Source organism: Nonomuraea sp. KM88 (assembly GCF_052245635.1).
Taxonomy (GTDB): domain Bacteria; phylum Actinomycetota; class Actinomycetes; order Streptosporangiales; family Streptosporangiaceae; genus Nonomuraea.
This window is the reverse complement of sequence record NZ_JBQQCC010000005.1, coordinates 123,009-147,550: the sequence shown is the minus strand read 5'-3', so window position 1 is coordinate 147,550 and position 24,542 is coordinate 123,009. Positions and strand designations below refer to the sequence as shown.

General features: G+C 72.1%; 19 protein-coding genes. 8 read left to right on the top strand and 11 right to left on the bottom strand.

The genetic code is table 11. The annotated features are described in order from the left end of the window. The first annotated feature begins 216 nt into the window (after positions 1–216). Positions 217–1,332 carry an MBL fold metallo-hydrolase gene (locus ACTWPV_RS17250; protein ID WP_443152537.1) on the top strand — a complete coding sequence of 372 codons (1,116 nt, stop codon included), beginning with the start codon at positions 217–219 and terminating at the stop codon, positions 1,330–1,332. A 29-nt stretch (positions 1,333–1,361) separates the two neighbouring features. Then, positions 1,362–2,327, top strand: coding sequence for a pirin family protein (locus ACTWPV_RS17245; RefSeq protein ID WP_443152536.1), 966 nt, complete (start codon positions 1,362–1,364; stop codon positions 2,325–2,327). Between the two features lie 13 nt (positions 2,328–2,340). Here ACTWPV_RS17245 and ACTWPV_RS17240 read toward each other — a convergent pair whose 3' ends face one another. From ACTWPV_RS17240 to ACTWPV_RS17220, 5 genes are read right to left on the bottom strand one after another with little or no spacing between them, the layout of a single operon-like run. Further along, positions 2,341–3,294, bottom strand: a complete 954-nt coding sequence (locus ACTWPV_RS17240) for an ABC transporter permease (RefSeq protein WP_347644950.1) — start codon at positions 3,292–3,294, stop codon at positions 2,341–2,343. Next, positions 3,291–4,262, bottom strand: coding sequence for an ABC transporter permease (locus ACTWPV_RS17235; protein ID WP_347644949.1), 972 nt, complete (start codon positions 4,260–4,262; stop codon positions 3,291–3,293). Before ACTWPV_RS17235 ends, ACTWPV_RS17240 begins: the two co-directional genes overlap by 4 nt. Beyond that, entirely contained in the window at positions 4,255–5,814 is a 1,560-nt protein-coding gene (locus ACTWPV_RS17230; protein WP_443152535.1) for a sugar ABC transporter ATP-binding protein, read from the bottom strand. Before ACTWPV_RS17230 ends, ACTWPV_RS17235 begins: the two co-directional genes overlap by 8 nt. 1 nt (position 5,815) lies before the next feature. Beyond that, positions 5,816–6,883, bottom strand: coding sequence for an ABC transporter substrate-binding protein (locus ACTWPV_RS17225; RefSeq protein WP_347644947.1), 1,068 nt, complete (start codon positions 6,881–6,883; stop codon positions 5,816–5,818). A 58-nt stretch (positions 6,884–6,941) separates the two neighbouring features. Next, the gene (locus tag ACTWPV_RS17220; protein WP_443152534.1) at positions 6,942–9,485 is read right to left on the bottom strand and encodes a PA14 domain-containing protein; all 2,544 of its coding nucleotides are present in this window, start codon (positions 9,483–9,485) and stop codon (positions 6,942–6,944) included. A 160-nt stretch (positions 9,486–9,645) separates the two neighbouring features. Between ACTWPV_RS17220 and ACTWPV_RS17215 the strand changes: the two genes are divergently transcribed. Both ACTWPV_RS17215 and ACTWPV_RS17210 read left to right on the top strand, forming a co-directional pair. Next, positions 9,646–10,446 (top strand): DeoR/GlpR family DNA-binding transcription regulator, encoded by an 801-nt coding sequence (locus ACTWPV_RS17215; protein WP_347644945.1) that lies wholly within the window; start codon positions 9,646–9,648, stop codon positions 10,444–10,446. An 86-nt stretch (positions 10,447–10,532) separates the two neighbouring features. After that, on the top strand, positions 10,533–12,026 hold the full coding sequence (locus ACTWPV_RS17210) for a sugar ABC transporter ATP-binding protein (RefSeq protein WP_443152533.1): 1,494 nt from the start codon (positions 10,533–10,535) through the stop codon (positions 12,024–12,026). Positions 12,027–12,030: 4 nt separating this feature from the next. Here ACTWPV_RS17210 and ACTWPV_RS17205 read toward each other — a convergent pair whose 3' ends face one another. Together ACTWPV_RS17205 and ACTWPV_RS17200 are read right to left on the bottom strand one after the other, a co-directional pair. Next, positions 12,031–13,053, bottom strand: a complete 1,023-nt coding sequence (locus ACTWPV_RS17205) for a coiled-coil domain-containing protein (RefSeq protein WP_443152532.1) — start codon at positions 13,051–13,053, stop codon at positions 12,031–12,033. A gap of 113 nt (positions 13,054–13,166) precedes the next feature. Beyond that, on the bottom strand, positions 13,167–14,762 hold the full coding sequence (locus ACTWPV_RS17200) for a protein kinase domain-containing protein (RefSeq protein ID WP_443152531.1): 1,596 nt from the start codon (positions 14,760–14,762) through the stop codon (positions 13,167–13,169). A gap of 135 nt (positions 14,763–14,897) precedes the next feature. On the opposite strand from ACTWPV_RS17200, the gene ACTWPV_RS17195 reads away from it, so the two are divergent. Then, a complete protein-coding gene (locus ACTWPV_RS17195) occupies positions 14,898–15,536 on the top strand; it encodes a GNAT family N-acetyltransferase (RefSeq protein WP_443152530.1) in 639 nt (212 codons plus the stop codon). A 64-nt stretch (positions 15,537–15,600) separates the two neighbouring features. Here the strand turns inward: ACTWPV_RS17195 and ACTWPV_RS17190 are convergent, their stop codons facing one another. The 3 genes from ACTWPV_RS17190 to ACTWPV_RS17180 form a co-directional block, all read right to left on the bottom strand. Then, on the bottom strand, positions 15,601–16,674 hold the full coding sequence (locus ACTWPV_RS17190) for an FAD-dependent oxidoreductase (protein WP_443152529.1): 1,074 nt from the start codon (positions 16,672–16,674) through the stop codon (positions 15,601–15,603). A gap of 68 nt (positions 16,675–16,742) precedes the next feature. Then, positions 16,743–17,762, bottom strand: coding sequence for a LacI family DNA-binding transcriptional regulator (locus tag ACTWPV_RS17185; protein WP_443152528.1), 1,020 nt, complete (start codon positions 17,760–17,762; stop codon positions 16,743–16,745). Next, positions 17,746–20,181, bottom strand: a complete 2,436-nt coding sequence (locus ACTWPV_RS17180; RefSeq protein WP_443152527.1) for a glycoside hydrolase family 3 N-terminal domain-containing protein — start codon at positions 20,179–20,181, stop codon at positions 17,746–17,748. The genes ACTWPV_RS17185 and ACTWPV_RS17180 overlap by 17 nt, the downstream gene beginning before the upstream one ends. A gap of 408 nt (positions 20,182–20,589) precedes the next feature. Here ACTWPV_RS17180 and ACTWPV_RS17175 point away from each other — a divergent pair, with 408 nt between their 5' ends. The 3 genes from ACTWPV_RS17175 to ACTWPV_RS17165 are packed head-to-tail and all read left to right on the top strand — an operon-like array spanning position 20,590 to position 23,696. Further along, entirely contained in the window at positions 20,590–21,885 is a 1,296-nt protein-coding gene (locus tag ACTWPV_RS17175; protein WP_347644934.1) for an extracellular solute-binding protein, read from the top strand. Then, positions 21,882–22,793, top strand: a complete 912-nt coding sequence (locus ACTWPV_RS17170; RefSeq protein ID WP_443152526.1) for a carbohydrate ABC transporter permease — start codon at positions 21,882–21,884, stop codon at positions 22,791–22,793. Before ACTWPV_RS17175 ends, ACTWPV_RS17170 begins: the two co-directional genes overlap by 4 nt. 3 nt (positions 22,794–22,796) lie before the next feature. Beyond that, positions 22,797–23,696, top strand: coding sequence for a carbohydrate ABC transporter permease (locus tag ACTWPV_RS17165; RefSeq protein ID WP_347644933.1), 900 nt, complete (start codon positions 22,797–22,799; stop codon positions 23,694–23,696). Here ACTWPV_RS17165 and ACTWPV_RS17160 read toward each other — a convergent pair. Next, entirely contained in the window at positions 23,665–24,462 is a 798-nt protein-coding gene (locus ACTWPV_RS17160; protein ID WP_443152525.1) for a phosphotransferase enzyme family protein, read from the bottom strand. The genes ACTWPV_RS17165 and ACTWPV_RS17160 overlap by 32 nt on opposite strands. Between the last annotated feature and the right edge of the window lie 80 nt (positions 24,463–24,542).

Genomic DNA, 24,542 nt, shown 5'->3' with positions numbered 1-24,542 from the left:
GCCACCGGTGCGCGCGCCCTGGCGCGCCCACGCCGCCATCGTGTCCACCGGCGCGCCGCCCTCGCCACGTGGCCGGTCCCGCCGGCAGCGTCGACCACATCGTGGATGGCGGGGCGATCAAGCCAGTGGGAACTATCGCGATATATCGTAGGTTGGGAACACCGGGGTATCCCGCCGGGTTGAGCGGGACGGACTGAATTTCCAGGGGAGTGAGCGATGGCACGAATGCGGACGGCACGGCGCGTCCTCGCGGGTGGTGCGGCCCTCGCCGCAGCCGGCTGGGCACTGCGCGACCTGCCCGCGGAGCTGGGCGTACGGCCACTGACGTCGGGGCCCGACCGGGAGGGGCGGATACGACGTTCGCCGCAGTTCAGGGACGGCGCGTTCGCCAACCCGACGTCGGAGACGGCCCTGGCCAGGCCGCCCGCGAGCATGCTCGGCGACCTGGCCAAGGACAGGGAGCAGCGCCGCCCCGGCGGCATCGTCCCGATGCGCGTCCCGCCGTCCGGCCCGCCGCCCGCCGACGGCGTGCGGGCCGTCTGGTACGGCCACGCCTCCACGCTGGTCGAGATCGAGGGCAGGCGGGTGCTGTTCGACCCGGTGTGGAGCACGCGGGCCTCGCCCTCGCACCTCATCGGCCCGAAGCGCCACCATCCGGTGCCCGTGGAGCTCCGCGAGCTGCCGCAGGTCGACGCGATCGCCATCTCCCACGACCACTACGACCACCTCGACCTGGCGACCGTGCGCGGGCTGACGCGGACGCAGAAGGCGCCGTTCCTGGTGCCGCTCGGCATCGGCGCGCACCTGGAGCGGTGGGGCGTGCCCGCGTTCCGGATCATCGAGCTCGACTGGAACGAGGAGGCCGAGGTCGCGGGGCTGCGCTTCGTCGCCACGGCGGCCCGGCACTTCTCCGGCCGGACGTTCACCCGCAACGACACGTTGTGGGGCTCCTGGGTCGTCGCGGGGGCGAGCAGGCGGGTGTTCTACGCCGGCGACTCCGGCTACTTCGAGGGTTACCGGGGCATCGGCTCGGCGCACGGGCCCTTCGACCTGACGCTCGTCCCGATCGGCGCCTACAGCCCGGCCTGGCCGGACATCCACATGACTCCGGAAGAGGCCGTCAACGCCCATCTCGACCTGGGCGGCAGGCTGCTGCTCCCGGTGCACTGGGCGACGTTCACGCTGGCCCTGCACCCGTGGGCGGAGCCGGTGGAGCGGTTGTGGCGCGAGGCCAAGGCCCGCGACGTCACGATCGTCGTGCCGCGGCCGGGCGAGGCGGTGGACACGACGGCCGCCCCGGTGGTGGACGGCTGGTGGGAGACCCTGGCCTGACCACCCGGCGCGGGACGTACAGTCGGAGCGTGAGCAACCTGGAGCGGGACCCGCGGGAGATCCGCTGCGGCGCCGGCCCGGACGGTGGAGGCCCGGACGGTGCCGGCCCGGACGGTGCCGGCCCGGACGGTGGAGGCACGGGCGAGGTGCTGGCGGGCCGCGAGGTCCCGCTCGGCGGCCCGCGCGCGATGGCGGTGAGCAGGACCCTGCCCGGCCGGCAGCGGCGGATGATCGGCGCGTGGTGCTTCGTGGACGCCTACGGGCCGCAGCGGGCCGAGATGCGGGTGCCTCCGCACCCGCACACCGGCCTGCAGACCGTGAGCTGGCTGGTCTCGGGCGAGGTGCTGCACCGCGACAGCCTCGGCACCCTGCAGGAGGTACGCCCCGGGCAGCTGAACCTGATGACGGCCGGCCGCGGCATCTCGCACTCGGAGGAGTCGCCGCTCACCGTGCTGCACGGGGTGCAGCTGTGGGTGGCGCTGCCCGGCGAGCACCGGCACGCCGGGCCCGCTTTCGAGCACCATCCCGTCATGCCCGTGCTGCGCGGGCCCGGCTTCGAGGCGAGAGTGATCATGGGGGCGCTCGGCGGGGTGCTCTCCCCCGCGACCACGTTCACGCCCCTCGTGGGCGCCGAGATCACCGTGGACGGCGCCGGAGAGGTGCCGCTCGACGCGGGCTTCGAGCACGGGTTGCTGCTGCTCGACGGCGCGGTCGAGCACCTGGAGCGCGGGCCGCTGCGCTATCTCCCGCCGGGACGCTCCCGCGTCCGGCTGTCAGGGCGGGGCCGGGTGCTGCTGATCGGCGGCGAGCCGTTCGGCGAGGAGATCGTCATGTGGTGGAACTTCGTCGGCCGTTCCCACGACGACATCGCCGCGTACCGGAAGGACTGGATGGAGGGCGAGGGGTTCGGCGCCGTCGAGGGGTTCGACGGGGCGCCGCTCCCCGCGCCCGTCCTGCCCGCCATCCGGCTCAGGCCGCGCGGGCGGGCCCGCTAGGTCCGGTCCGCGGTCAGGTCAGCCGCTGCGCCCTGCTCAGCAGCCGCTGCGCCACCACCACCAGCGCCAGGAACAACCCGCTCACCACCTGCTGGAACGCCGATGTCAGGTCGCCCACCTGGTTGATCAGGCTCTGGATCACGCCGAGCAGCAGCACCCCCGCCACCGTCCCCGTGATCCCGCCCGCTCCCCCGGTCAGGAGGGTCCCGCCGATCACGACGGCGGCGATCACGTCGAGTTCCAGCCCGATGCCGAGGATCGTGACCCCGGACGACAGGCGGGCCGCGTTGAGCGCGCCGGCCAGCCCGGCGAGCAGCCCCGACATCAGGTACACGTAGACCTTGGTCCGCGCCACCGGCACGCCCATGAGCGCCGCCGCCTGCTCGTTGCCGCCGATGGCGTAGACGTTCTGGCCGAAACCCGTACGCTGCAGCAGCACCATCGCGGCCAGCGACAGGGCGATCGTGATGTAGACCGGATACGACAGGCCGAGCACCTGTCCCCGCCCCAGCTCCGCGAAGGCCGGGTCCTTCACCAGATACGTCGTGGCGCCCTCGTCGGAGATCGCCAGCATGAGGCCGCGCACCCCCAGCAGCCCGGCCAGGGTGACGATGAACGGCGCCATGCCCGTACGCGCGATCACCAGGCCCTGCAGCAGGCCGACCAGCCCGCACACCGCCAGCGGCAGCAGCAGCGCCACGGCGAGCCCGTGCTGCGAGCCGTAGGCCCCCAGCACGCCTCCCAGGACGAACAGCGACCCGACCGACAGGTCGATGCCGCCGCTGATGATGACGAACGTCATGCCGATCGCGATGATCGCCAGGAACGACGACGACACCACCACGCTGACCGCGTTCCCCGGCGTGGCGAAGGAGTCGAACGCCAGGCTGCCCACGATCACCACCACGCCCAGCACCATGACCGCGCCGTGCTGCTGGAGCACCCGGCTCACCTGTCCGCGGTTCATCGAGTTGCACGCTCCCTGGTGGCGTAGACGGCGGCCAGGATGATGACCGCCTGGACCATCTGGGTCCACGACTGCGGCAGGTTGTGTTTGATCAGCGTGGCCGCCAGCAGCTGCATGAGCAGCGCGCCCATGACCGTGCTCAGCACCCTGATCCGGCCGCCGGTCAGCGGGGTGCCGCCGACGACGACGGCGGTGATCGCCGACAGCTCGATGAACAGCCCGAGCGACGTCGGGTCGCTGGCCTGCAGCCGTGCGGTGGCGAGCACCCCCGCCAGCGCCGCGAGCAGCCCGGAGATCACGTAGACGATCAGCAGGACACGTTTGACGGGCAGCCCGGACAGCTCGCTGGCCGACCGGTTGCCGCCGATCGCCACCACCTGCCGGCCGAACGTGGTCCGCCGCACCACGAACATCACGACGAGCGTGAGGGCCGCCGCGATCAGCACGATGACGGGGATCCCGGCGACCGAGCTGCTGCCCAGCGCGATCAGGTCGGGGTTGCGGAACTCGACCAACTGCGGCACGAGCACGTTGGCCAGCCCTCGTACGCCGACCAGCAGGGCCAGCGTGGCCACGATCGGCTGCACGTTGACGTAGGCGACCAGCGCCCCTCCCACGGCTCCCACCGCGGCCCCGCCGAGCACGGCGACGATCAGCGCGGGCAGCCAGCCGTACCCGAGGTAGAGGACGACCAGCGCGGCGGCCAGCGACATCGCCGAGCCGACCGACAGGTCGATGCCCTGGGTGCCGATCACCAGGGCCATGCCCAGGGAGACGATCACGATGGGGGTGACCTGGACGAGCTGGGTGCGGAAGTTCGACACGTCCAGGAAGTGCGGGGTGAACAGCACGTTGAACAGCAGCAGCGCGAGCACGGCCGCGTACACGCCGTAGTCCTGCACCCAGGCGAACACGCGTGGTTTCAGCACGGCGACCCGGCCGCCGCCGTGGGTGGTGAGCTCAGCCATCGGACGGCTCCGCGATCGTCGCCATGATCCTCTCCTCGGTGACGTCGTCGCCCGACAGCTCCCCGGCGACTGCGCCGTCGCGCAGCACGAGGATCCGGTCGGCGCCCTCGACCAGCTCCTCCAGATCGGAGGAGATCAGCAGCACGCCCAGCCCTTCCCCGGCCAGCTCGTCGATCAGCGCCTGCACCTCGGCCTTGGCGCCGACGTCGATGCCCCGGGTGGGCTCGTCGAGCAGCAGCACCTTGGGCCGTACGGCGAGCCAGCGGGCGAGCAGCACCTTCTGCTGGTTGCCGCCGGACAGCTCGGAGACGAGCTGGTGCGGCGAGGCGGCCTTGATCCTCAGCCTCCGCATGAAGATCTCGACCACGCGGTCGATCTTGACGTCCGACACCACGCCGCCCCGGCCGAGCGAGGGCAGCGCGGCGAGCGCGATGTTCTCGCGGACGGACAGGGTCGGGATGATGCCTTCGGCCTTGCGGTCCTCGGGCAGCAGGCTGACGCCCGCGCGGATGGCCGCCGTGGTGGAGCCGGCGCGCACGGGCGCCCCGGCCACGAGCACCTGCCCGCCGTCCAGCGGGAGCGCGCCGACGATGGCCTTGGCGGTCTCGGTACGGCCGGCGCCGAGCAGCCCGCCGAGCCCGACGACCTCGCCCGGCCGGACGGACACGTCCACGCCGTCGAGGACGTGCCGCCGGGTCAGGCCGCGTGCCTCGACGGCCGGGGAGCGCCGGCTCCCTCCGCCGTCAGGAGAGCCGTCGGAGTCCGCGCCCGCTCGCAGGCCCGCGCGGTCGCGGGAGAAGCGGGTCATGCCGTGCGAGCGGACCTCGTTCAGGTCGCGGCCGAGCATCAGCGAGATGAGCCGCAGGCGTTCGACGTCGGCCAGCGCCCCCGTGTGGGCGACCCGGCCGTCGCGCAGCACGGTCACCTGGTCGCACACCCGGTAGAGCTCGTCGAGGCGGTGGCTGACGTACATGACGGCGATGCCCTCGTCGCGCAGCCGCCTGATCACCCCGAACAGCGTCTCGACCTCGCGCGGCTCCAGCGACGAGGTGGGCTCGTCCATGATGACCACCCGCGCGTCGATGGACACCGCCCTGGCCAGGGCGACCATCTGCTGGGCGCCGACGCCGAGCGACCGCAGGGGCCGCCTGACGTCGGTCTCGACGCCGTAGCCGGCGAGGACCCGTTCCGCCTCGCCGTTCATGGCGGCGGAGTCGATCACGCCGAAGCGGCGCGGCTCGCGGCCGAGCAGCAGGTTGCGGGCCACGCTCATCATCGGGACGAGGTTGACCTCCTGGTAGATGGTGGAGATGCCGGCGCGCTGCGCGTCCATGGGGGTGCCGAAGACGGCGGGTTCGCCCCTGTGGCGCAGCTCGCCGCCGTCCGGCTGGTAGACGCCGGTGAAGACTTTGATCAGCGTGGACTTGCCGGCGCCGTTCTCCCCCACGAGGGCGTGCACCTCACCCGGGCGGAGGGCGAGGGACACGCCGTCGAGGGCGAGCACGCCGGGGAAGCGTTTGCTGACCCCCCTGGCCTCGAGAACCGGTTCCAAGTCAGTACGCCTCACCGAGGGAGTCCTTGGCGTTGGTCGTGTCGTAGTCCCGGTCGGAAATGATCACCTTGTCGGGGATGGCCTCTCCGTCCAGGAACTTCTGCGCGGTCTCGAAGGCCAGCGGGCCGAAGCGGGGGTTCGACTCGATGACGGCGTGCAGCCAGCCGTCGGCGATGGCCTGGACGGCGCTGCGGGTGCCGTCCACCGACACGATCTTGATGTCGCCGGCCTCCTTGCCCGCGCCCTTCAGCGCGGTCACGGCGCCCAGGGCCATCTCGTCGTTCTCGGCGTAGATGCCGTTGATGTCGGGGTTGGACTGGATGAGCTGCTCGGTGACCTGCTGGCCCTTCTCGCGGGCGAACTCGCCGGTCTGCTCGAACGAGATCGTGATGCCCGGCGCCTTCTCCTTGACGCGGTCCTTGAAGCCGTTCGTCCGCTCGGTGGTGACGTTGTTGCCGGGGGCGCCGAGGAGGATGGCGACCTTGCCCTTGCCGCCGAGAGCGTCGATCATGCGGTCGGCGGCGCGTTTGCCCTGCTCGTAGAAGTCCGAGCCGATGAACGTCAGATAGTCGCTGCACGGCTTGGCGTTGATCTGCCGGTCGACCGTGATGATCGGGATCTTCTTGGCGGCGGCCTGCTGGAGCACGGGCTCCCAGCCGTCGGAGTTGAGCGGGGCGATCACCAGGAGCTGCACGCCCTGGGCGATGAGCTGCTGGACGTCGGTGATCTGCTTGGAGAACTGCGACTGGGCGTTGGTGACCTTGAGGTCCTTGATGCCGAGTTCGGCCGCCTCGTCCCGGATCGACTTGGTCTCGGCGATCCGGAACGGGTTGGCCTCCTTCTCCGACTGGGAGAAGCCGACCGTGGCCGTCTTGAGGTCGAACTTCGTGCCGCCGAACTGTTCGAGCGTGCACGTGGGCCCAGCCGAGCCGGTGGGGCTCTGGACGACCTGCTGCCCGGCGGTGCTGGTGGCGGCGGGCGCGCTCTGCGGCTCCTCCGACTTGGCGCAGGCCGACGCGGTGAGGAGCACGGCCAGCGTCAGCGCGGCTGCCCGGACATGGGGGGTCATGGCGTTCCTTTCCTATCAGGAGCCGTGCCCGGGCCACGAGGCCCGGGCACGGCGGAGCTCAGGCGCAGGGCGGGTTGATCGCGCCCGTCAGCGCCTTGTGCGCGTCGTGGACGCGCTTCACGTCGGGCTTGGTGACCGCCCGGTCGTACGTCATCAGGCCGTTGATCTCGGTCTCGACGTCGGTCGTCTGGGTGTAGATCGCGGCGCTGAGCTGCTCGCAGGCGTGCAGCCGCTCCAGCTCCTCGATCATGCCGACGTAGCGGTCGGTGAGGGACTCGGGGTCGGGTTCGACCGCGTAGCCCCAGCCGCCGCCGGACCAGGTGTGGCCGACCATCGGCAGGGCCAGCCCGCCGTACTCGCCGATCACGTTGGCCCTGGTCCCCTCGGGCTTGCCGGGGTTGCCGGGGCCGGGGTAGATGTGGAAGTCCTTGACGTCGCCGTTGCCGCCGTCCACGGCGCCGCAGCAGTTGACCCCGCTCATGTTGTTCACCAGGCGCGAGGGGTCCCAGCCCTTGACCAGGTCGGCGATGCGCGCCTGGTCGTACTGCCCCCAGCCCTCGTTGAACGGCACCCACATCACGATCGACGGGCTGCTGCGGTGCTGGTCGACCAGCTCGCGCAGCTCGGTCTCGAACTGGGGCCTGTCGTCGGCGCGTACGGTCGACGGCATGTCCTGCCAGACCAGCAGGCCGAGCTTGTCGGCGTGGTGGTACCAGCGGTCGGGCTCGACCTTGACGTGCTTGCGCACCGCGTTGAAGCCGAGCGCCTTGGTCTGCTCCAGGTCGTGGCGCAGGGCCTCGTCGGTCGGGGCGGTGTAGATGCCGTCGGGCCAGAAGCCCTGGTCGAGCGGGCCGATCTGGAAGACCGGCCGGCCGTTGAGGAGCATCCGGTTGCCGGACACCTCGATGGAACGCATCCCGAAGTACGACTCGACCCTGTCACGCTTGAGCCTGACCTCCAGGTCGTACAGGTGGGGGTCGTCGGGAGACCAGAGCCTGGGCTTGCGCACCGGGATCCTGAGCTCCTCGCCGGTCCTGCCGGTGGCCCTGCCGACCACGCGCCGGCCGTCCCTGGCCGTCACGATCACGGTGCCCGGCGAGCCGTGCACGGTCACCTTGACCGCCTGCCCCGGCACGTCGGGCACGGCGTCGACGCGCTCGACGTGGTCCTTGGCGACCGGTTCGAGCCAGACGGACTGCCAGATGCCGGACACGGTGGTGTACCAGATGCCACCCGGGTTGAGCCGCTGCTTGCCGACGGCCTGGCTGCCGGTGTCGGTCGGGTCGTACACGCCCACGACCAGTTCCTGGCGGCCGTGGCGCTTGAGCGCGCCGGTCACGTCCACGCTGATCCGGTCGTATCCGCCCTTGTGGGTGGTGACCTGCTTGCCGTTCACGTAGACGGCGGCCTGCCAGTCAACCGCGTCGAGGTGCAGCAGGACGCGCTCGCCGCGCCAGCCGCGCGGCACCTCGAACGTCCTGCGGTACCACATGCGCTCCTCGTGCCGGCCGATGCCGGACAGCTGGGACTCCACGGGGTACGGCACGACGATGCGTTCGGGCAGGTCACGGCCGATGGGCGCGGCCTCGCCCTCCTTGGCCGGGCCGAACTGCCAGGTGCCGTTGAGGCTCTGCCAGCGGTCCCTGACGAGCTGCGGCCTGGGGTACTCGGGCAGCGGCTTGGCCGGGTCGACGTCGTCGGCCCACTTGCTGCGCAGGATGTAGGCGGAGGCGTTGAGCACGTAGCCGTAGGTGTAGGCGGCCAGCTCGGTGCCGTCGGCGTAGGTGATGCCGCCGGTGCCGTCGTAGCCGGTGCGCACGGTGTTGCCGGCCTTGGCGGGGATCGGGTGCTTCAGCTTGAGCTCGACGGTCTCGGGGCTCTTCAGGGTCGCCGAGGTCACGGGCCAGGCCGTCCCGCCGACGGTGACGGCGAGCTTGCCGGCCGTGCCCGCGGGCAGTTCGGCGAGCGCCTTGGGGAAGGTGAGCGTGGCGACGTCGCCGGCCTCGTCGAGCCGGGCCTCGGCCGGGCCTCCGGGTTCGAAGTCCTCGGGCAGCGTGAACGCCTCCGCGGGGACGACGGCCTTCGGCTGGCTCGGGCTCTGCCACCGCAGCCGCAGGTGGGCGCCGCCGTAGTGCTCGAAGTACTCGACCTTGACGTCGTACTTCCTGCCGGCCTCCAGGGCGATCGGGGTGCCGGTCTGCTCCTTGTCCCAGTCGTCCACCCAGTGGTCGATGATCGGCTTGCCGTCGATCCAGAGGCGGAAGCCGTTGTCGCCGATCATGGAGAAGGTGTAGGTCTCGGAGTGCTCGGGCTGGATCTGCCCGGTCCACCGGACGGTGACGTCGTCCTCCCTGCCCGTCAGCATCGTGAAGACGGGGTTCAGGTCGGCCAGCTCCAGGTTGGGGTCGACGACGCTCGCCTTGAGCTCGGCGAAGTCGAACGCGCCCGCGGCCGAGGCGAGGTAGTAGTCGCCGCGCAGGCCGTGCCGCTCGACCGCGGCCGAGCCAGAGGAAGGGGCAGAGGAGGAGGCGGAGGCGGATGGCGGCACCTGCCATAAGACGGACATCAGAACGGCGAGCAACAGCACGAGGGGCTTACGCAAGGGGGGTCCTTTCGGTGCGCTGATCACGTTCGGACAGCTTTTGACCCTGACATGCTCCAAAGTAAGCACTGCCGGACCGAGCCGGTCAAGATTTCCGATCAGATTCGTTCGCGTTCGGTCAGAGGTGAACGCATGTTGGCGCGTCGAATATGATCGGGACGTGAGCGACACGCAGAGCGACGGCCGCAGGCCCGTGTTCGCCGCCGAACGCAGGCAGCGCATCCTCGAGCTGGTGCGTGCCAACGGCGCGGTGTCGCTGCGCGAGCTCGCCCAGGCCGTCCGCTCTTCCGAGGTCACCGTCCGCCGCGACCTGCGCGCCCTGGAGTCGGAGGGCCTGCTCAACCGCCACCACGGCGGCGCCACCCTGCCGGGCGAGCTGTCGCGCGAGGCGGGCTACGCGCACAAGGTCTCGCTCGAGTCCGCAGAGAAGGCCGCCATCGCGGAGCTGGCCGCCGCGCTCGTGGAGGACGGCGACGCCATCGTGGTCGGGCCCGGCACCACCACGCAGGAGTTCGCCCGCCGCCTGACGCGGCACTCCGAGCTGGCCGTGGTGACCAACTCGCTGCTGGTCGCCCAGGTGCTGGCCGGCTCGCCGCGCGTCGAGGTGATGCTGACCGGCGGCACGCTGCGCGGGTCGATCCTCGCCCTGGTGGGCAGCGCGGCCGAGCACTCGCTGGCAGGGCTGCGGGTGCGCAGGGCGTTCATCTCGGGCAACGGGCTGAGCGCCGACCGCGGCCTGTCCACGCCCAACGTGCAGGTGGCGGGCGTCGACCGGGCGCTGGCCGCGGCCGCCGAGGAGGTCGTCGTGCTGGCCGACCACACCAAGGTCGGCGTCGACACGATGGTCCAGACCGTGCCCGCCGACCAGATCGACCACCTGGTCACCGACGACTCCGCGCCCCGCGACGTGCTCGACGAGCTGAGCGGCCGGGGTGTGCGCCTGCACGTCGCCCAGTTCTGATCGCCCTACTGATCGAATGTGACAAACCCGTTACGGGAATGTTTTCTTGCTCGACCACCATCAAGGCGGAGGCAACCGTGCTACAGGTGGCAGGCGTTCTCAAGACCTTCCAGGGCGTCACCGCCCTCGACCACGTCACCATGTCCGTACGCCCCGGCGAGGTGCACGCCCTGGTCGGCGGAAACGGCGCGGGCAAGTCGACCCTGGTGAAGGTGCTCTCCGGCGTCTACCCGCCCGACGCGGGCGAGCTGCGCGTCCACGGTGACCCGGTCAGGTTCGCCGGCCCTGCCGACGCCAGGCGGGCCGGGATCGCCACGATCCACCAGGAGACCAACCTCGTCCCCACCATGAGCGTCGCCCGCAACCTGCTGCTCGGCAGGGAACCGCGGGGCCGGCTCGGGCTGATCGACGCAGCGGCCGTGCACGCCCGTGCCGAGGAGGTGCTGGCCGCGTACGGGCTGCGGGTCGACGTGCGCCGCCCGCTCGCCTCGCTCAACGAGGGCACCCGCCAGCTCGTCGCCCTGGCCAGGGCGGCCACCGCGGACGCCCGCCTGGTCATCATGGACGAGCCGACTTCGGCGCTGGAGCACGCCGAGCTGGAGACCCTGTTCGGCGCCGTGACCCGGCTGCGCGAGGAGGGCCGCTCGGTCATTTACGTCACCCACCGGCTGGAAGAGCTGTTCGGCATCTGCGACCGGGTCACGGTGCTGCGTGACGGCCGGGTCGTGCACACCGGGCCGATGGCGGGGCTCGACCGGCTGCGGCTGGTCTCGCTCATGCTGGGGCGGCCGTTCCACCCGGTGGAGCCGCCGCTCGCGGCCGGCCAGGCCGACGAGCCCGCCGACGTGCCCGTGCTGGAGGCCACGGGCCTCACCCGCCACCACGTGCTCGACGGGGTGTCGCTGGCGGTGCGGGCCGGCGAGGTGGTCGGGCTCGGCGGGCTGCTCGGCGCCGGCCGTAGCGAGACGGCCCGCGCCATCGCGGGCGCCCTGCCGGTGGACGCGGGACAGGTGACGGTGGCCGGCGCGCGCCCGTCGCCGGGGGCCCGCAAGTGGTCGGTCAGGAGCGCCGTACGCGCCGGGATCGGCCTGGTGCCGGAGAACAGGAAGACCGAGGGCATCGTGCCCACGCTGTCGGTGCGCGACAACATCGCGCTGGCCGCGCTGCCCCGGCTGTCGCGGGCCGGGATCGTGTCCGACGCGCAGGTGGACGGCATCGTGGCGACGTTCATGAAGCGGCTGGGGATCAAGGCGGTCTCGCCCCGGCAGCCGGCCGGCGAGCTGTCGGGCGGCAACCAGCAGAAGGTGCTGCTGGCCCGGTGGCTGGCCATGCATCCCAAGGTGCTGCTGCTGGACGAGCCGACCCGCGGGGTCGACGTGGCGACCAAGCTGGAGATGCAGGCGCTGCTCGACGAGCTCGCCGTGGACGGGCTGGCGATCCTGCTCATCTCGTCCGACGTCGCCGAGCTGGTGGAGAACTGCGACAGCGTGGTGGTGCTGCGCGACGGCGCGATCACCGAGCAGCTGACCGGTCCCGAGGTCACCGAAGACCGCCTGCTGGCGGCCCTGGCCAAGGACTGACCGGTCAATAGACCGAGATGTGCGGGTGGTCGTAGTGGTTGGCCGTCGTGCCGCCACGGTCCGACATCGTGCGCCACGTCCCGGACGTGGCGTGCCAGATGCGCTGGCGATAGATGACGTACATGATGCCGAGCCGCTTGGCGTTCTTGATCGCCCACTTGGCGATCTGGTCGCCGCGTTCGAGCTCCGCCGCCGACGGCATGGCGCCGCCGCGGCTCAGCATGAAGTCGCAGGCGCGTCCGAGCGGATGCTCGCCGCCGTCCTGGATCGCCCGGAAGCAGCCGATCCCGTACGGCACGTCGAACCGGTCCTGGATGAGCTTCCTGACCAGCCGCATCCTGGGCGTGATGTGGTCGGACCCCTCGGGCAGCTGCGGCACCCACGTGCCGTCGGAGCGCCGCACGCCCGGCGCCTCGTGCAACTGGTCGATCTTGTCCTTGATGCGTTCGATCTGCTTCTCGGCCTTCTCCTTGCGCTCCTCCAGGTCGCCCGTCGTGCGGGCGAGCTCCTTGGCGCGGGCGGCGGCCTCGCCGGTCGCCTGACGGTGCTCGTCCCTGACCCTGGCGTGGTCGCGCAACCTGGCGTCCTGCCGGGCGACGAGGTGCCGGGCCAGGGCCATCCGGCCGAAGAGGGCCGTCGGCTCCCGCTCTCCGGACAGCAGGGTGAGCGCGCCGGGCTCGCCGCCGGTGTACTGGGCGACGGCCATGGCCCTGAGCTCGGTGGAGTGGCGGTCGTAGACCTTCTGGGCGGCGGTCAGCTTCTTCCGCGCGGCCTTCTCCGCCTTCTCTGCCTTCTCCCGGGCGATGCGGCTGCTGTAGTAGCCGGCGATGAGCTTGTCCGACTCCTTCTGCAGGCCGGCCAGCTCCTTCTTCAGCCGTTTGACCGTGGGCTTGGGGTCGGCGTGCGCGGGCGCCGCCCCGAGAAGCCCAGCGAGAAGCCCGGCGAGCAGCGCGGTGGCGAGCAGGCCGGCCCCGCTGCGTTCGCGGGCAGGGCCGTACGACCGGACGGCGGGTGACGCAACCGCCACTGTTCTCCTCACCCCGAACCGCAGGGCGAGTTCCGGTCAGGAGTTATTCAGGCCGGGGGGGACGCCCTCTATTCGACGCCGATAGTAGACGATCATGGCCCGTGGCACGCAACTCACGGCCGGCCCCGCTCGCGCGACCGGCGTACCCTGCGGACCACGATCTGCCGTCCGAGCAGCACCGACCCCGGCACCAGCACGACCCCCAGAAGGCTGGAGCCCAGGCCCAGGCCGATGCCGGCGTCCACCAGGCCGTCGCCGTCGCCGCCGAGCACCGGCAGGCCGAGCGACACCGAGACCGAGACCGACAGGAGCGGCTCCCTGTCCCGCACCGGAGGGTCGGGCTCGTTCGTGCCGGGCGGCGGGTCGTCGGGCGGATCGTCAGGAGGGTCGGTGGCGGGCGGGTCGTCGGCGGTGGGCAACGTCGTCGGCGGGGTCGTCGGCGGGGTCGGCTCCGGACGGCTGGTCCGGGTGGGCTCGCGGGTCGGCTCGCGGGTCGGCTCGCGGGTCGGGCGCGGCCTCACCACGGGCGGCGTGTCCGGCCGGCCGACGTGGGTGACGGCCGGTGGCGTCTCCTTGAGCGACACGCTCGGCTCCGGCTCCGGCGAGGTCGGCGCGGCGGACGTCGGGGAGGCCGCCGTCGGGGTGGCCGGCGCCGCCACGGACGCGGACGCCGTCGCGGGCGGCGGAAGGGCGGTGCCGCTCCTCGTCTCGGGCGGATCGCCCAGGACCACGAACGCCGACACCACCGCCGCCGCGGTTGCCAGCACCAGCCCGCCCGTCACCGCGAACTTGGTCGCGGGCGCCATCGTGGTGTGGAACAGGCTCGTGGAGCCCCCGTCGGCCGCCGGCTGCGGCCGGGGCAGCAGCGCGGTGAGCGGCACGGTCAGGAGGCCGAGGCCGGCCCGTCCCCGCTGCTCCCAGTCCTGCCCGTACGAGGCCAGCGCGACGCCCTCCAGCTCGGCCAGGAACACGCGCGCCGACTCCGGCCGGGCCGCGGGGTCCTTGGCCAGGCCGTGCTCGACGATCGGCCGCAGCGGCTCGTCCACCTCCTCGACCGGCGGCGGGACGTGCTGGTGCTGGTAGGCCAGGGCGGCCACGTCGGTCCCCTGGAAGGGGCGATGGCCGGTCAGGCACTCGAAGAACACCAGCGTCGCGGCGTAGACGTCGGTCGCCGGGCCGGCCGGGGCCTCGTCCCACTGCTCGGGAGCCATGTAGGAGGGGGTGCCGACGAGGTCGGCCGTCTCGCCGACGTGCGCGGCCACGCCGAAGTCGACGAGCTTGCTCTCGCCCTCCCTGGTGATGATCACGTTCTCGGGCTTGAAGTCCCGGTGCACGACGCCGCGCTCGTGCGCCTCGGCCAGCCCGAGCAGCGCCCCCTTCAGCACCACGAGCGCCGACTCCGCTCCGGTCGCGCCCTCGTCCGCCAGCAGCCGCCGGAGCGTGACGCCGTCGACCAGCTCCATGACGATGACGGCGTCGTCGCCGGCCTCGACGTAGTCCAGCACGCGGGCCGTGTGCGGGCTGTCGATCTCCTGGATGACCTGCGCCTCGGCCCTGAACCTGCCGGCGAACTCGTCGTCCTCGCGCAGCGGGTCGGACAGGTGCTTGATCGCGACCGCCAGCCCGTCGGAGTCGCGTACGGCGAGCATGACCCGCCCGGTCCCGCCGTGTCCGAGTTCCCGGATTTCGGTGTAGCCGGGAACGTCCATAGGGGACCTCCTGACCCGATAAAGATCCTTATGTCAGGACGCTAACCCGGTGTAACACCGTGTGTCGACCCTCTTCGCCCGGGTGACCGGCCCCCTGCCGCAATCGATATCCTTCCTCCTCCCTAGAGTGGCCTCGTGGCGATCGACGATCATCTGCGCGAGTGGCTCGGCGCCTGGCCGCCCACGGAGAAACTCCAGGTCACCGGCTCCCGCCGGCGCACCCTGCCCGGCTGGGACGGCCAGATCCACCCGGCGCTCGGCGTCCGCACCCCGGACGGCGGCGTGTTGTCGGTGCCACCGGAGCACGTGACCCGCGTGGCCGCCGCGCGGACGATGGCCGAGGTGGCCAAGATCGTCGCCTACGCGGAGCGCGGCTGGTTCGAAGCCGCCTTCCGCTGGACCACCCGCCCGGCCCCGCTGCAGGACGCCGGGCGGTGGCGGCCCGCCACCGACCCCGGCGTGCCGGCCTGGCTGCACCCCTTCGGCGGGGAGGTCCTGGTGGCCACCGACCCCGGCACGGGCGAGCACCTGGCGGGGGTGGGGATCAAACGGCACGACGCGTACGGGCACGAGCTGGCGGTGGTCACGGCCCCGGCGGCGCGCGGGCGCGGGCTGGCCAGGAGGCTGGTGGCGCAGGCCGCCCGGCGGGTGCTCGACGAAGGGGCGGTGCCGACGTACCTGCACGCCCTGGAGAACGCCGCGTCGGCGGCCGTGGCGCGGGCGGCGGGTTTCCCCGACCGGGGCTGGACCGCCTTCGGCGTCGCCGAACGGTGACCGCCCGCCTCGCACCCGGCTGCCGCACGCACCAGCGGGCCGACGGGCCGGGCGGGCACGGGTTTCAGGCGGCCGGGCGGGCGGGCGTGGCGGCGAGGTGGTCGCGGACGTTGCGGGCGGCCGTGCGGCCGGCGCGGTTGGCGCCGATCGTGCTGGCCGACGGGCCGTAGCCGACGAGCTGGAGCGCGGGCTCCTTGACCACCTGGGTCCCGTCCACCGTGATGCCGCCGCCCGGCTCCCTGAGGCGCAGGGGCGCGAGGTGGTCGAGGGCGGAGCGGAAGCCGGTGGCCCAGATGATGGTGTCGGCCTCGACGGTCCGCCCGTCGTTCCACGCGACACCGTGCTCGGTGATGCGGTCGAACATCGGCAGGCGGTCGAGCGCCCCCTTGGCGAGCGCCTCGCGCACGACCGTGGTGTAGGGCAGGCCGGTGACGCCGACGACGCTCTGCGGCGGCAGGCCGGCGCGCACGCGCTCGTCGACCATCGCCACGACCTCCCGCCTGGCCTCCTCGTCGAAGTCGTCCCTGAACAGGGGCGGGCGGCGGGTGAACCACGCCGTCGTGGCGGCGACCCCGGCCGTCTCGGACAGCACGTGCATCGCCGAGGCCCCGCCGCCCACGACGGCCACGTGACGGCCGGCGAACTCCGCCGGCCCGCGGTAGCTCACGTAGTGGAGCGCGCGCCCGCGGAATCCGGCGGCTCCCGGATAGTACGGCCAGTGAGGTCGCGTCCATGTGCCGGTCGCGTTGACCACGGCTCTTGCCGCCCACTCCCCCGCGTCGGTCACGACCGCCAGCCGGCCGCCCGGCCCGCGCCGCACGGAGTCGACCCTGACCGGCCGGAGCACCTCCAGCCCTTGCTCGCGCTCGTAGTCCGCGTAGTAGCCCGGCACCACCTCGGCGGCCGGCCGCCGGCCCGTGGTCTCCGGCGGGCGGCGCAGGCCGGGCAGGTCGAAGACGCCGTGCACCTTGTCCATGGTCAGCGTGGGCGAACGGTGCCGCCACGCCCCTCCGGGCCCTTCCGCCGCGTCCAGCACGACCGGCTCGAAACCGAGCCGGCGCAGGAAGTACGCGCTGGACAGTCCCGCCTGCCCGGCGCCGATCACCACGACCTCGCTCTCCTCCACGAACAGAGGCAACCATTTCCACGCCCACGATCTTCCCGGCGCGGCGAGGACGGCGACGTCGCCGAGCCGGCGGCGGACGTTCAGGCGGGTGCGACGGGGGCCGTGGAGCCACGGACCACGAGGCCGGTGGCGAGCTCGACGTGGTGGGAATCGATCTTCTCCCCGGCCGCCAGGCGCAGCGCGGTGCGGAGGGCCACGCCGCCCATCTCGCGCAGCGGCTGGCGGACGGTGGTCAGCGGCGGTGAGGCCATCTGGGCGATCTGGGTGTCGTCGAACCCCACGATGCTGAGGTCTTCGGGGATGCGCAGGCCGCGCGCCCGGGCGGCCTCCATGATGCCGAGCGCGGTCTCGTCGCTGGCCGCGAAGATCGCCGTGGGGGCACGCGGCAGCTCGAGCACGGCCGCGCCGCCCGTCACGCCGTCGTGGTAGCGGAAGTGCCCGGTCTGCACGTAGCCCGGCAGCACGGGCGTGCCCTCGGCCTCCATGGCGGCGCGGTAGCCGTGCAGCCGGGCCTGGTTGCAGGCCGCGGCCGCCGGGCCCCCGACGTAGGCGATGCGCCGGTGGCCGAGGGAGAGCAGGTGCTGGGTGGCGGCCAGGCCGCCGGCGAAGTTCGTCGACCCGATGCTGGTCACGCGGGTGCGCGGCAGGTTGAGCGGGTCGATGAGGACGAGCGGCACCCGGGCTCTGGCCAGCGCGGCGAGCTGCCCGGTGGTCAGCTCGCTGGTGACCGCGATCAGCGCCCGGCGGCCGGCGGCGGCCAGGCCGCGGGCCCAGGCGGCGGTGCGGTCGGCGCGCCTGATGCTGACCACGACCCCGACGCCGGCCTCCCCGGCGGCGGCCACCGCCCCCTGGATGATCTCGGTCGAGTAGGCGTTGAGGTCGGCGTCGAACTGCAGCTCGACGCTGCCCGCCCCGGCGACCTCGCCTCGGCGCGGGCTGGGGGCGACGTAGTCGTGCTGCCGCAGCAGCGCCTCCACCAGCGAGCGGGTGGCGGGCGCGACGTCGCTGCGGCCGTTGAGCACTTTCGACACGGTCGCGACCGACACGCCCGCCGAGGCGGCGACGGTCGCGAGCGTGGCCCGCCTAGGACTGGCCGACATCTCCACCCCCTTGCCCGGCGGCGCCGTGACCGACGTCAACGGGTGTCATGAGCCGCCGGCCGGGGCCGGGACGGCGCAGCGGACCGGTCAGGCGTACGGTGCCGCGGCACGGCAGGTCGGCGGCCGAGGTGCCGACGAGCACCTCGATCTCGCCCGGCTCGACGATCCTGCGCAGGTCGCGGCCGGTGAAGGCGGTGCGGTCGGCGTGGACGTGGAAGCGCACGCCGGTGCTCTCGCCGGGCTCCAGCCGCACGCGGGCGAACCCGGCCAGCTGCCGCACCGGTCTGGTCACCTGGGCGACGACGTCGTGGAGGTAGAGCTGGACGACCTCCTCGCCCGCCCGGCCGCCGGTGTTGCGGACGTTCACCGCCACCGTGAACTCGCCGTCTGTGGGCACCTCGGCGTCGCTGATCACCAGGTCGCCGACGTCGAAGGCGGTGTAGGAGGCGCCGTATCCGAAGGGGAACAGCGGCGTCGGGTCGAGGTTGCTGATGCCCTCGCTCTTGGTCCCCAGCGGCGGCTGCAGGTAGGTGCCCGGCTGCCCGCCGTGCCCGCGCGGGATCTGCACGGGCAGCCGGCCCACGGGCTGGACGCGTCCGGACAGCACGCCGGCGATCGCCGCCGCGCCCTCCTCGCCGGGCATGAACGCCTGGACGAGCGCGGCGGCTCCGGCGTGCACCTCCCCCAGCGCGTACGGGCGCCCCGAGACCACGACGACGACGACGGGCGTGCCCGTGGCGGCCAGCTCGGCGAGCAGGTCGGCCTGCACGCCGGGAAGCCGCAGGTCGTCGGCGTCGCAGCCCTCGCCCGAGGTGCCCTGGCCGAACAGCCCCGCCAGGTCGCCCACGACGGCGACGCACAGGTCGGAGCCACGCGCGGCCGCCACCGCGGCGGCGAAGCCGGAGCGGTCGTCGCCGCGCACGTCGCAGCCGCGTTCGTGGCGGATCTCGGCGCCGGGCAGTTCCCCGCGCAGCGCGTCGAGCACGGTGGGCGCCTCGATGCCCAGCCCGAGGCCGGGATGGCGGGGCAGGACGTGGTTGGGGAAGGCGTAGCAGCCCATGAACGTGCGCGGGTCGTGGGCGGCGGGTCCGACCACGGCGACGCTGCGCGGGCCCTCGCGGCCCTCGCCGAGCAGCGGCAGGACGTCTCCGCCGTCCAGCAGGACGATCGAGCGCTCGGCCAGCTCCCTGGCCAGGGCGCGGTTGCCCGGCGAGTCGAGGTCGACGCCTCCGGCCGCGGCGACCGAACGCTCCGGTGTCCAGTCGTGGTCGAGCAGCCCGAGCTCGGCCTTCTGGGTGAGCAGGCGGCGGGCGGCCCGGTCGATCAGCGACTCGGGAAGGTCGCCGTTCCTGACCCGCTCGGCCAGGTGCCGGCCGAAGCCGAGCGTGTCGGGCAGCTCGACGTCGATGCCGGCGGTGAGCGCCTGCACGCCGGCCTCGTCGGTGTCGGCGGCGACCTCGTGCATGGTCGCCAGGAACGGGACCGCCCAGTAGTCGGAGACGACCGTGCCGGTGAAGCCCCACTCGTCGCGCAGCAGCTCGGTCAGCAGCCAGGGGTCGGCCCCGGCGGGGACGCCGTCGACGTCGGAGTAGGAGTTCATCACCGAGCGCGCGCCGCCGAGCGTGATGGCCGTCTCGAACGGCGGCAGAATCATGTCCATCAGCTCGCGGCGGCCCATCGGCACGGGGCCGTGGTTGCGGGCCGCCCGCGAGGCGGAGTAGCCGGCGAAGTGTTTGAGCGTGGCGATGACGCCGGTGCTCTGGAGCCCGCGGACGTAGGCGGTGCCGAGCATCGCCACGAGGTACGGGTCCTCCCCCATCGTCTCCTCGACCCGCCCCCACCGGTAGTCGCGCACGACGTCGAGCACCGGGGACAGGCCCTGGTGCACGCCCAGGGCGGCCATGTCGCGCCCGATGGCCTCGGCCATCCGCTCGACCAGGCCGGGGTCGAAGGTGGCTCCCCAGGCGATGGCCGCGGGGTAGACGGTCGCGCCGTAGCTGGTGAAGCCGGTCAGGCACTCCTCGTGGACGATCGCGGGGATGCCGAGCCGGGAGCTCCCGACCACGGCCCGCTGCAGCCGGACCACCTCGGCGGCGCCCTCGGCCGTGGTCACGGGGGCGCTGCCGTACACGCGGGTCAGGTGGCCGAGCCCGTCGCGGACGGCCTCCTCCAGCGGGACGGAGCCGGAGGCGGCGAAGACGTCCTGCATGGGCGCGACGTTCGGGGACTCGGAGCCGGGCTCCGGCTCGTCGGGCTCCGGCATGTCGTTGCCGATCCACCGGCTGCCCAGCTGGCCGATCTTCTCCTCCAGGGTCAGCTCCGCGAGGAGGGCGTCGACTCGGTCGGCGACGGGAAGCGCCGGGTCCTGCCACGGACGGAGTGCCCGGTCCGCCTCAGGTGTCCGCTCTAGAGCCGTCATCTGCTGCTCTCCTCAAGAAGTGCGTTTGTGTCGGAGACATTTCGAAATATTTCGAGGCCGGCCGACGATCTCGTCGCGGATTTCCGAAGGCCAGGTGGACCAGCGATAGCCCGCGCCCCAGTACTGTACACGGGCCTTGGCCGGACCGTAATCTGTTCGCTCCGCGGCGGGTCTTGACACACCTTTGGCCGAAACCTAGATTGGCGAAACCCGCGGTCATGTCGAAAAAGTTTCGGAGAGCTGACTCAAGGAGGAGTGGACCAGTGGTGTCCCCGAGGACGCCGATCCACGACCGCCGGCCACCGCATCCGATGACCAACGAGCCGCGGCCAGACACCGCGACGTTCGAGTACGGAGATCCCCGTGGAGCCAAGGACAACGTCTCGCCGCACTTTTCTCAGCCTCTCCATGGGCCTGCCCCTGGGAGCCGCGCTTGCCGCCTGTGGCAGCTCGGGCCCGACCAGGCCCGGCACCCCTAGTGGTGGCGGCGGCAGCGGCGCTACTTACTGGTACCTGTCGACGCAGCCGCAGGAGGGCGTGCGCACCAGGACGGTCGAACGGTTCAACAAGGCCAACCCCAACGGTCAGATCGCGGGGACGACCTTCCAGAACGACGCGTTCAAGACCAAGATCAAGACAGCTATCGGCGCGGGCCAGGCGCCCACGCTCATCTGGGGCTGGGGCGGCGGCACGCTGCGCAGCTACGTCCAGGCGGGCCAGGTCGACGACCTCACCTCCTGGTTCGACCAGAACGCCACGCTGAAGGACCGGCTGTTCCCCTCCTCCTTCGGCGCCGCCACGATCGACGGCAAGATCTACGCGATGCCCTGCGAGACGATGCAGCCGATCGTCCTCTACTACGACAAGCGGGCCTTCGACAAGATCGGCGCGCAGCCGCCCCAGACGTGGGGCGACATCATGGACCTGGTGCCCAAGTTCAACGCCAAGGGCATCGCGCCGTTCGCGCTCGGCGGCCAGTCGCGCTGGACCAACATGATGTGGCTGGAGTTCCTCTTCGACCGCCTCGGCGGCCCCGAGGTGTTCCAGGCCGTGTTCGACGCGGAGAAGGACGCCTGGAACAACCCGGTCGCCATCGACGCCCTGGGCAAGATGCAGGAGTTGATCAAGGCCGACGGGTTCATCAAGGGCTTCTCCTCGATCACCGCCGACTCCAACGCCGACCAGGCGCTGCTCTACACCGGCAAGGCCGCGATGATGCTGCACGGCGGCTGGACGTACGGCAGCATGAAGACGGACGGCGGCGACTTCGTCTCCGGCGGCAACCTCGGCTACATCAACTTCCCGCCGATCGACGGAGGCAAGGGCGACCCGAGCAACACCGTGGGCAACCCCGGCCAGTACATGTCGATCTCCTCCAAGGCGACCCCCGAGCAGAAGGAGATCGCCAAGAAGTTCTTCGCCACCGAACTGATGGGCGACCAGGCGGTCAAGGAGTGGGTCGCGACCGGCGCGGTGCCGATCGTCAAGGGCGCCGACAAGGAGTTCGCCGCCTCCGACGACGCCGAGTTCCTCAACTTCGTCTACAACATCGCCGTCAACGCCAAGACGTTCGCGCAGTCGTGGGACCAGGCGCTCAGCCCGACGGCCGCCGAGGTGCTGCTGGACAACATCGCCAAGTTGTTCCAGCTGTCGATCTCCCCGAAGGAGTTCGCCACCAACATGAACGCGGTCATCGGCAAGTGAGCGCGCTCGCGACCTCCGCCACGGCCCCCAAGCGGGAGGGCCGTGGCGGCTCGCTCGCGTGGATGTCCGTGCCCGCGCTGGTGGTCTTCACCGGGTTCGGGCTGATCCCGCTGATCGGGGTCCTCGTCCTCAGCTTCACCTCGTGGGACGGACTTGGCGACATCCACTTCGCGGGCGTCGACAGCTGGAAAACCGTGCTCGCCGACCCGGGGCTGCCGCACGCGTTGTGGGTGACGTTCCTCGTGATGGCCATGTCCTGGGCGGTGCAGACGCCGGCCAGCATCCTGCTGGGCACGTTCCTCGCCAACCACCACCGCTACCGCGCGATCCTGTCCGTGGTGTACTTCATCCCGTTGCTGCTCAGCTCCGCGGCCATCGCCATCGCCTACAAGGCGCTGCTCGACCCGAACTTCGGGCTCGGCGCCGGGCTGCAGATCCCGCTGCTCGTGCAGGACTGGCTCGGCGACCCTTACCTCGCGTTCGGCGTGGTGATCTTCGTGGTGTCCTGGCAGTTCATCCCGTTCCACTCCCTGATCTACCAGGGCGGCGTACGCCAGATCCCGCGCTCGATGTACGAGGCCGCCGAGCTCGACGGCGCCGGCCGGGTGCGCAGGTTCTTCAGCATCACCCTGCCGCAGCTGAAGTACACGATCATCACGTCCTCGACGCTCATGGTCGTCGGGTCGCTGACCTTCTTCGACCTGATCTTCGTGCTGACCGCGGGCGGGCCGGGAGACGCCACCAGGGTGCTCGCCCTGGACATGTACGTGCGCGGATGGCAGGCCAGCCAGATGGGCCTGGCCAGCGTGATCGCGGTCATCCTCGTGCTCGTGGGGCTCGTGCTGGCGCTGGTGCTGCGCCGGCTCGGCGGCCGCGACACGAGCCACAGCCAGCTCGAAGGGGCCTAGAACATGGCGTCCACGCTCACCACGAAGCCCGAGGTCATGGAGGGCGGGCCCCAGCCGCGGCACCGGCGCCGCAACCGGCCCAGGGGCCGGCCCAACTGGCTGGCGGGCCTGGGCTCCTGGATCTGGCTGGCGGTCGTGGTCGTGCCGATCTACTGGATCGTCATCACCAGCTTCAAGTCGCAGAGCAACTACTACGCCGAGAATCCGCTCGTGCCGCCCGGCGAGCCCACGCTGGCCAACTATGTGATGGTCATCGAGTCGGACTTCCCGCTGTACTTCGTCAACAGCGTCGTCGTCACGCTGGGCGCGGTCATTCCCGCGGTGCTCATCTCCTTCATGGCGTCGTACGCGATCATCCGGGCCGGCAAGCGGAGCCGGTTCCTGCGGTTGACGAACTCGCTCTTCCTCATGGGGCTGGCCATCCCGCTGCAGGCCACGATCATCCCCGTCTACCTGATCATCATCCGGCTGCACCTGTACGACTCGCTGCTGGGGATGATCCTGCCGTCGATCGCGTTCGCGATCCCCCTGTCGGTGCTGGTGTTGTCCAACTTCATCCGCGACGTGCCCAAGGAGCTGTTCGACTCGATGCGCCTCGACGGCGCGACCGAGACGGCGATGCTCTGGCGGCTGGCGTTCCCGCTGACGCGGCCGGCCGTGGTGACGGTGACGATCTACAACGCGCTGACGATCTGGAACGGCTTCCTGCTGCCGCTGGTGCTCACGCAGAGCCCCGACAAGCGCACGCTGCCGCTGGCGCTCTGGTCGTTCCAGGGCCAGTACAGCATCAACGTGCCGGCGGTGCTGGCGTCCGTGGTGCTCACCACGCTGCCCATCCTGATCCTCTACGTCGTGGGCCGCCGCCAGCTGCTCAGCGGTCTGACCGTGGGCTTCGGCAAGTGAGGTCACGCCGCAGCGCGGCCTCGTGCAGCGCGAGGTGGGCGAGGTCGCACTCGTAGTAGACGTCGTCGCCGCGGGCGACGTGGCCGGCGAACGCCTCGTCGCCCGCGGCGGCCCGCTCGTGCATGTGGCGGACCAGATGCTCCAGGCGGGCCCGCGCGGTCGCGACGAGCGCGGCGCGGTCGTCGTCGCCGAGCTCGTACGCGCCGGCGAGCAGGCGCAGCCGCCGCGCCTGCTCCTCGACCGGGCGTGCGCCGGCGTGCCGGGGGTCGCTGAGCGGCACGAACCGGTAGGCGGCGTAGGCCACGTCCCAGACGCGGGGCCCCGGGTGGGCGGTGTCGAAGTCGATGAACGCGACCGGCAGCCCTCCGCGGAACACGCAGTTGTACGTGGCGACGTCGCCGTGGCAGATCACCTCGACCGGGCTCACCGGCGGGAAATACCAGACGGCGCCGGGAGGAACGGGGAAGCCGGCGGTGGCGTCGTGGTAGCGGCGCAGCAGCCGGCCGGCCGCGACCAGGGCGTCGTCGGAGCGCGCCCATGCGGGCAGCGGATGGTCGGCGGTCCGGCCCGGCACGAAGTCGAGGATCTCGCGGCCCTGGTCGTCGATGCCGTGGCTCCTTGGCGCCCCGGAGAACCCGCGAGCCGCCAGGTGGTCGAGCAGGGCGTGCACGGCCGGCGTCCACGGGCCGGCCGGCCTGCGTACGGTGGCGCCGACCCTGACCACGTGGTTGACGCCGCCTCCGGCCAGCACCTCTTCGTCGGCCATCACATCCCCCTGATCACCGCCGGTCCGGCGGCCAGTGTGGCACGCGGCGCGCGGACCGAGCACGCGAATATCCGGCCTAG

What these genes read in the sequence shown, in the direction of transcription:
- ACTWPV_RS17235 (WP_347644949.1), bottom strand. Translation starts at nt 4,262, where the DNA reads ATGGCTGAGCTCACCACCCACGGCGGCGGCCGGGTCGCCGTGCTGAAA.
- ACTWPV_RS17225 (WP_347644947.1), bottom strand. Translation starts at nt 6,883, where the DNA reads ATGACCCCCCATGTCCGGGCAGCCGCGCTGACGCTGGCCGTGCTCCTC.
- ACTWPV_RS17160 (WP_443152525.1), bottom strand. Translation starts at nt 24,462, where the DNA reads ATGGCCGACGAAGAGGTGCTGGCCGGAGGCGGCGTCAACCACGTGGTC.
- ACTWPV_RS17250 (WP_443152537.1), top strand. Translation starts at nt 217, where the DNA reads ATGGCACGAATGCGGACGGCACGGCGCGTCCTCGCGGGTGGTGCGGCC.
- ACTWPV_RS17240 (WP_347644950.1), bottom strand. Translation starts at nt 3,294, where the DNA reads ATGAACCGCGGACAGGTGAGCCGGGTGCTCCAGCAGCACGGCGCGGTC.
- ACTWPV_RS17175 (WP_347644934.1), top strand. Translation starts at nt 20,590, where the DNA reads ATGGGCCTGCCCCTGGGAGCCGCGCTTGCCGCCTGTGGCAGCTCGGGC.
- ACTWPV_RS17185 (WP_443152528.1), bottom strand. Translation starts at nt 17,762, where the DNA reads ATGTCGGCCAGTCCTAGGCGGGCCACGCTCGCGACCGTCGCCGCCTCG.
- ACTWPV_RS17165 (WP_347644933.1), top strand. Translation starts at nt 22,797, where the DNA reads ATGGCGTCCACGCTCACCACGAAGCCCGAGGTCATGGAGGGCGGGCCC.
- ACTWPV_RS17200 (WP_443152531.1), bottom strand. Translation starts at nt 14,762, where the DNA reads ATGGACGTTCCCGGCTACACCGAAATCCGGGAACTCGGACACGGCGGG.
- ACTWPV_RS17180 (WP_443152527.1), bottom strand. Translation starts at nt 20,181, where the DNA reads ATGACGGCTCTAGAGCGGACACCTGAGGCGGACCGGGCACTCCGTCCG.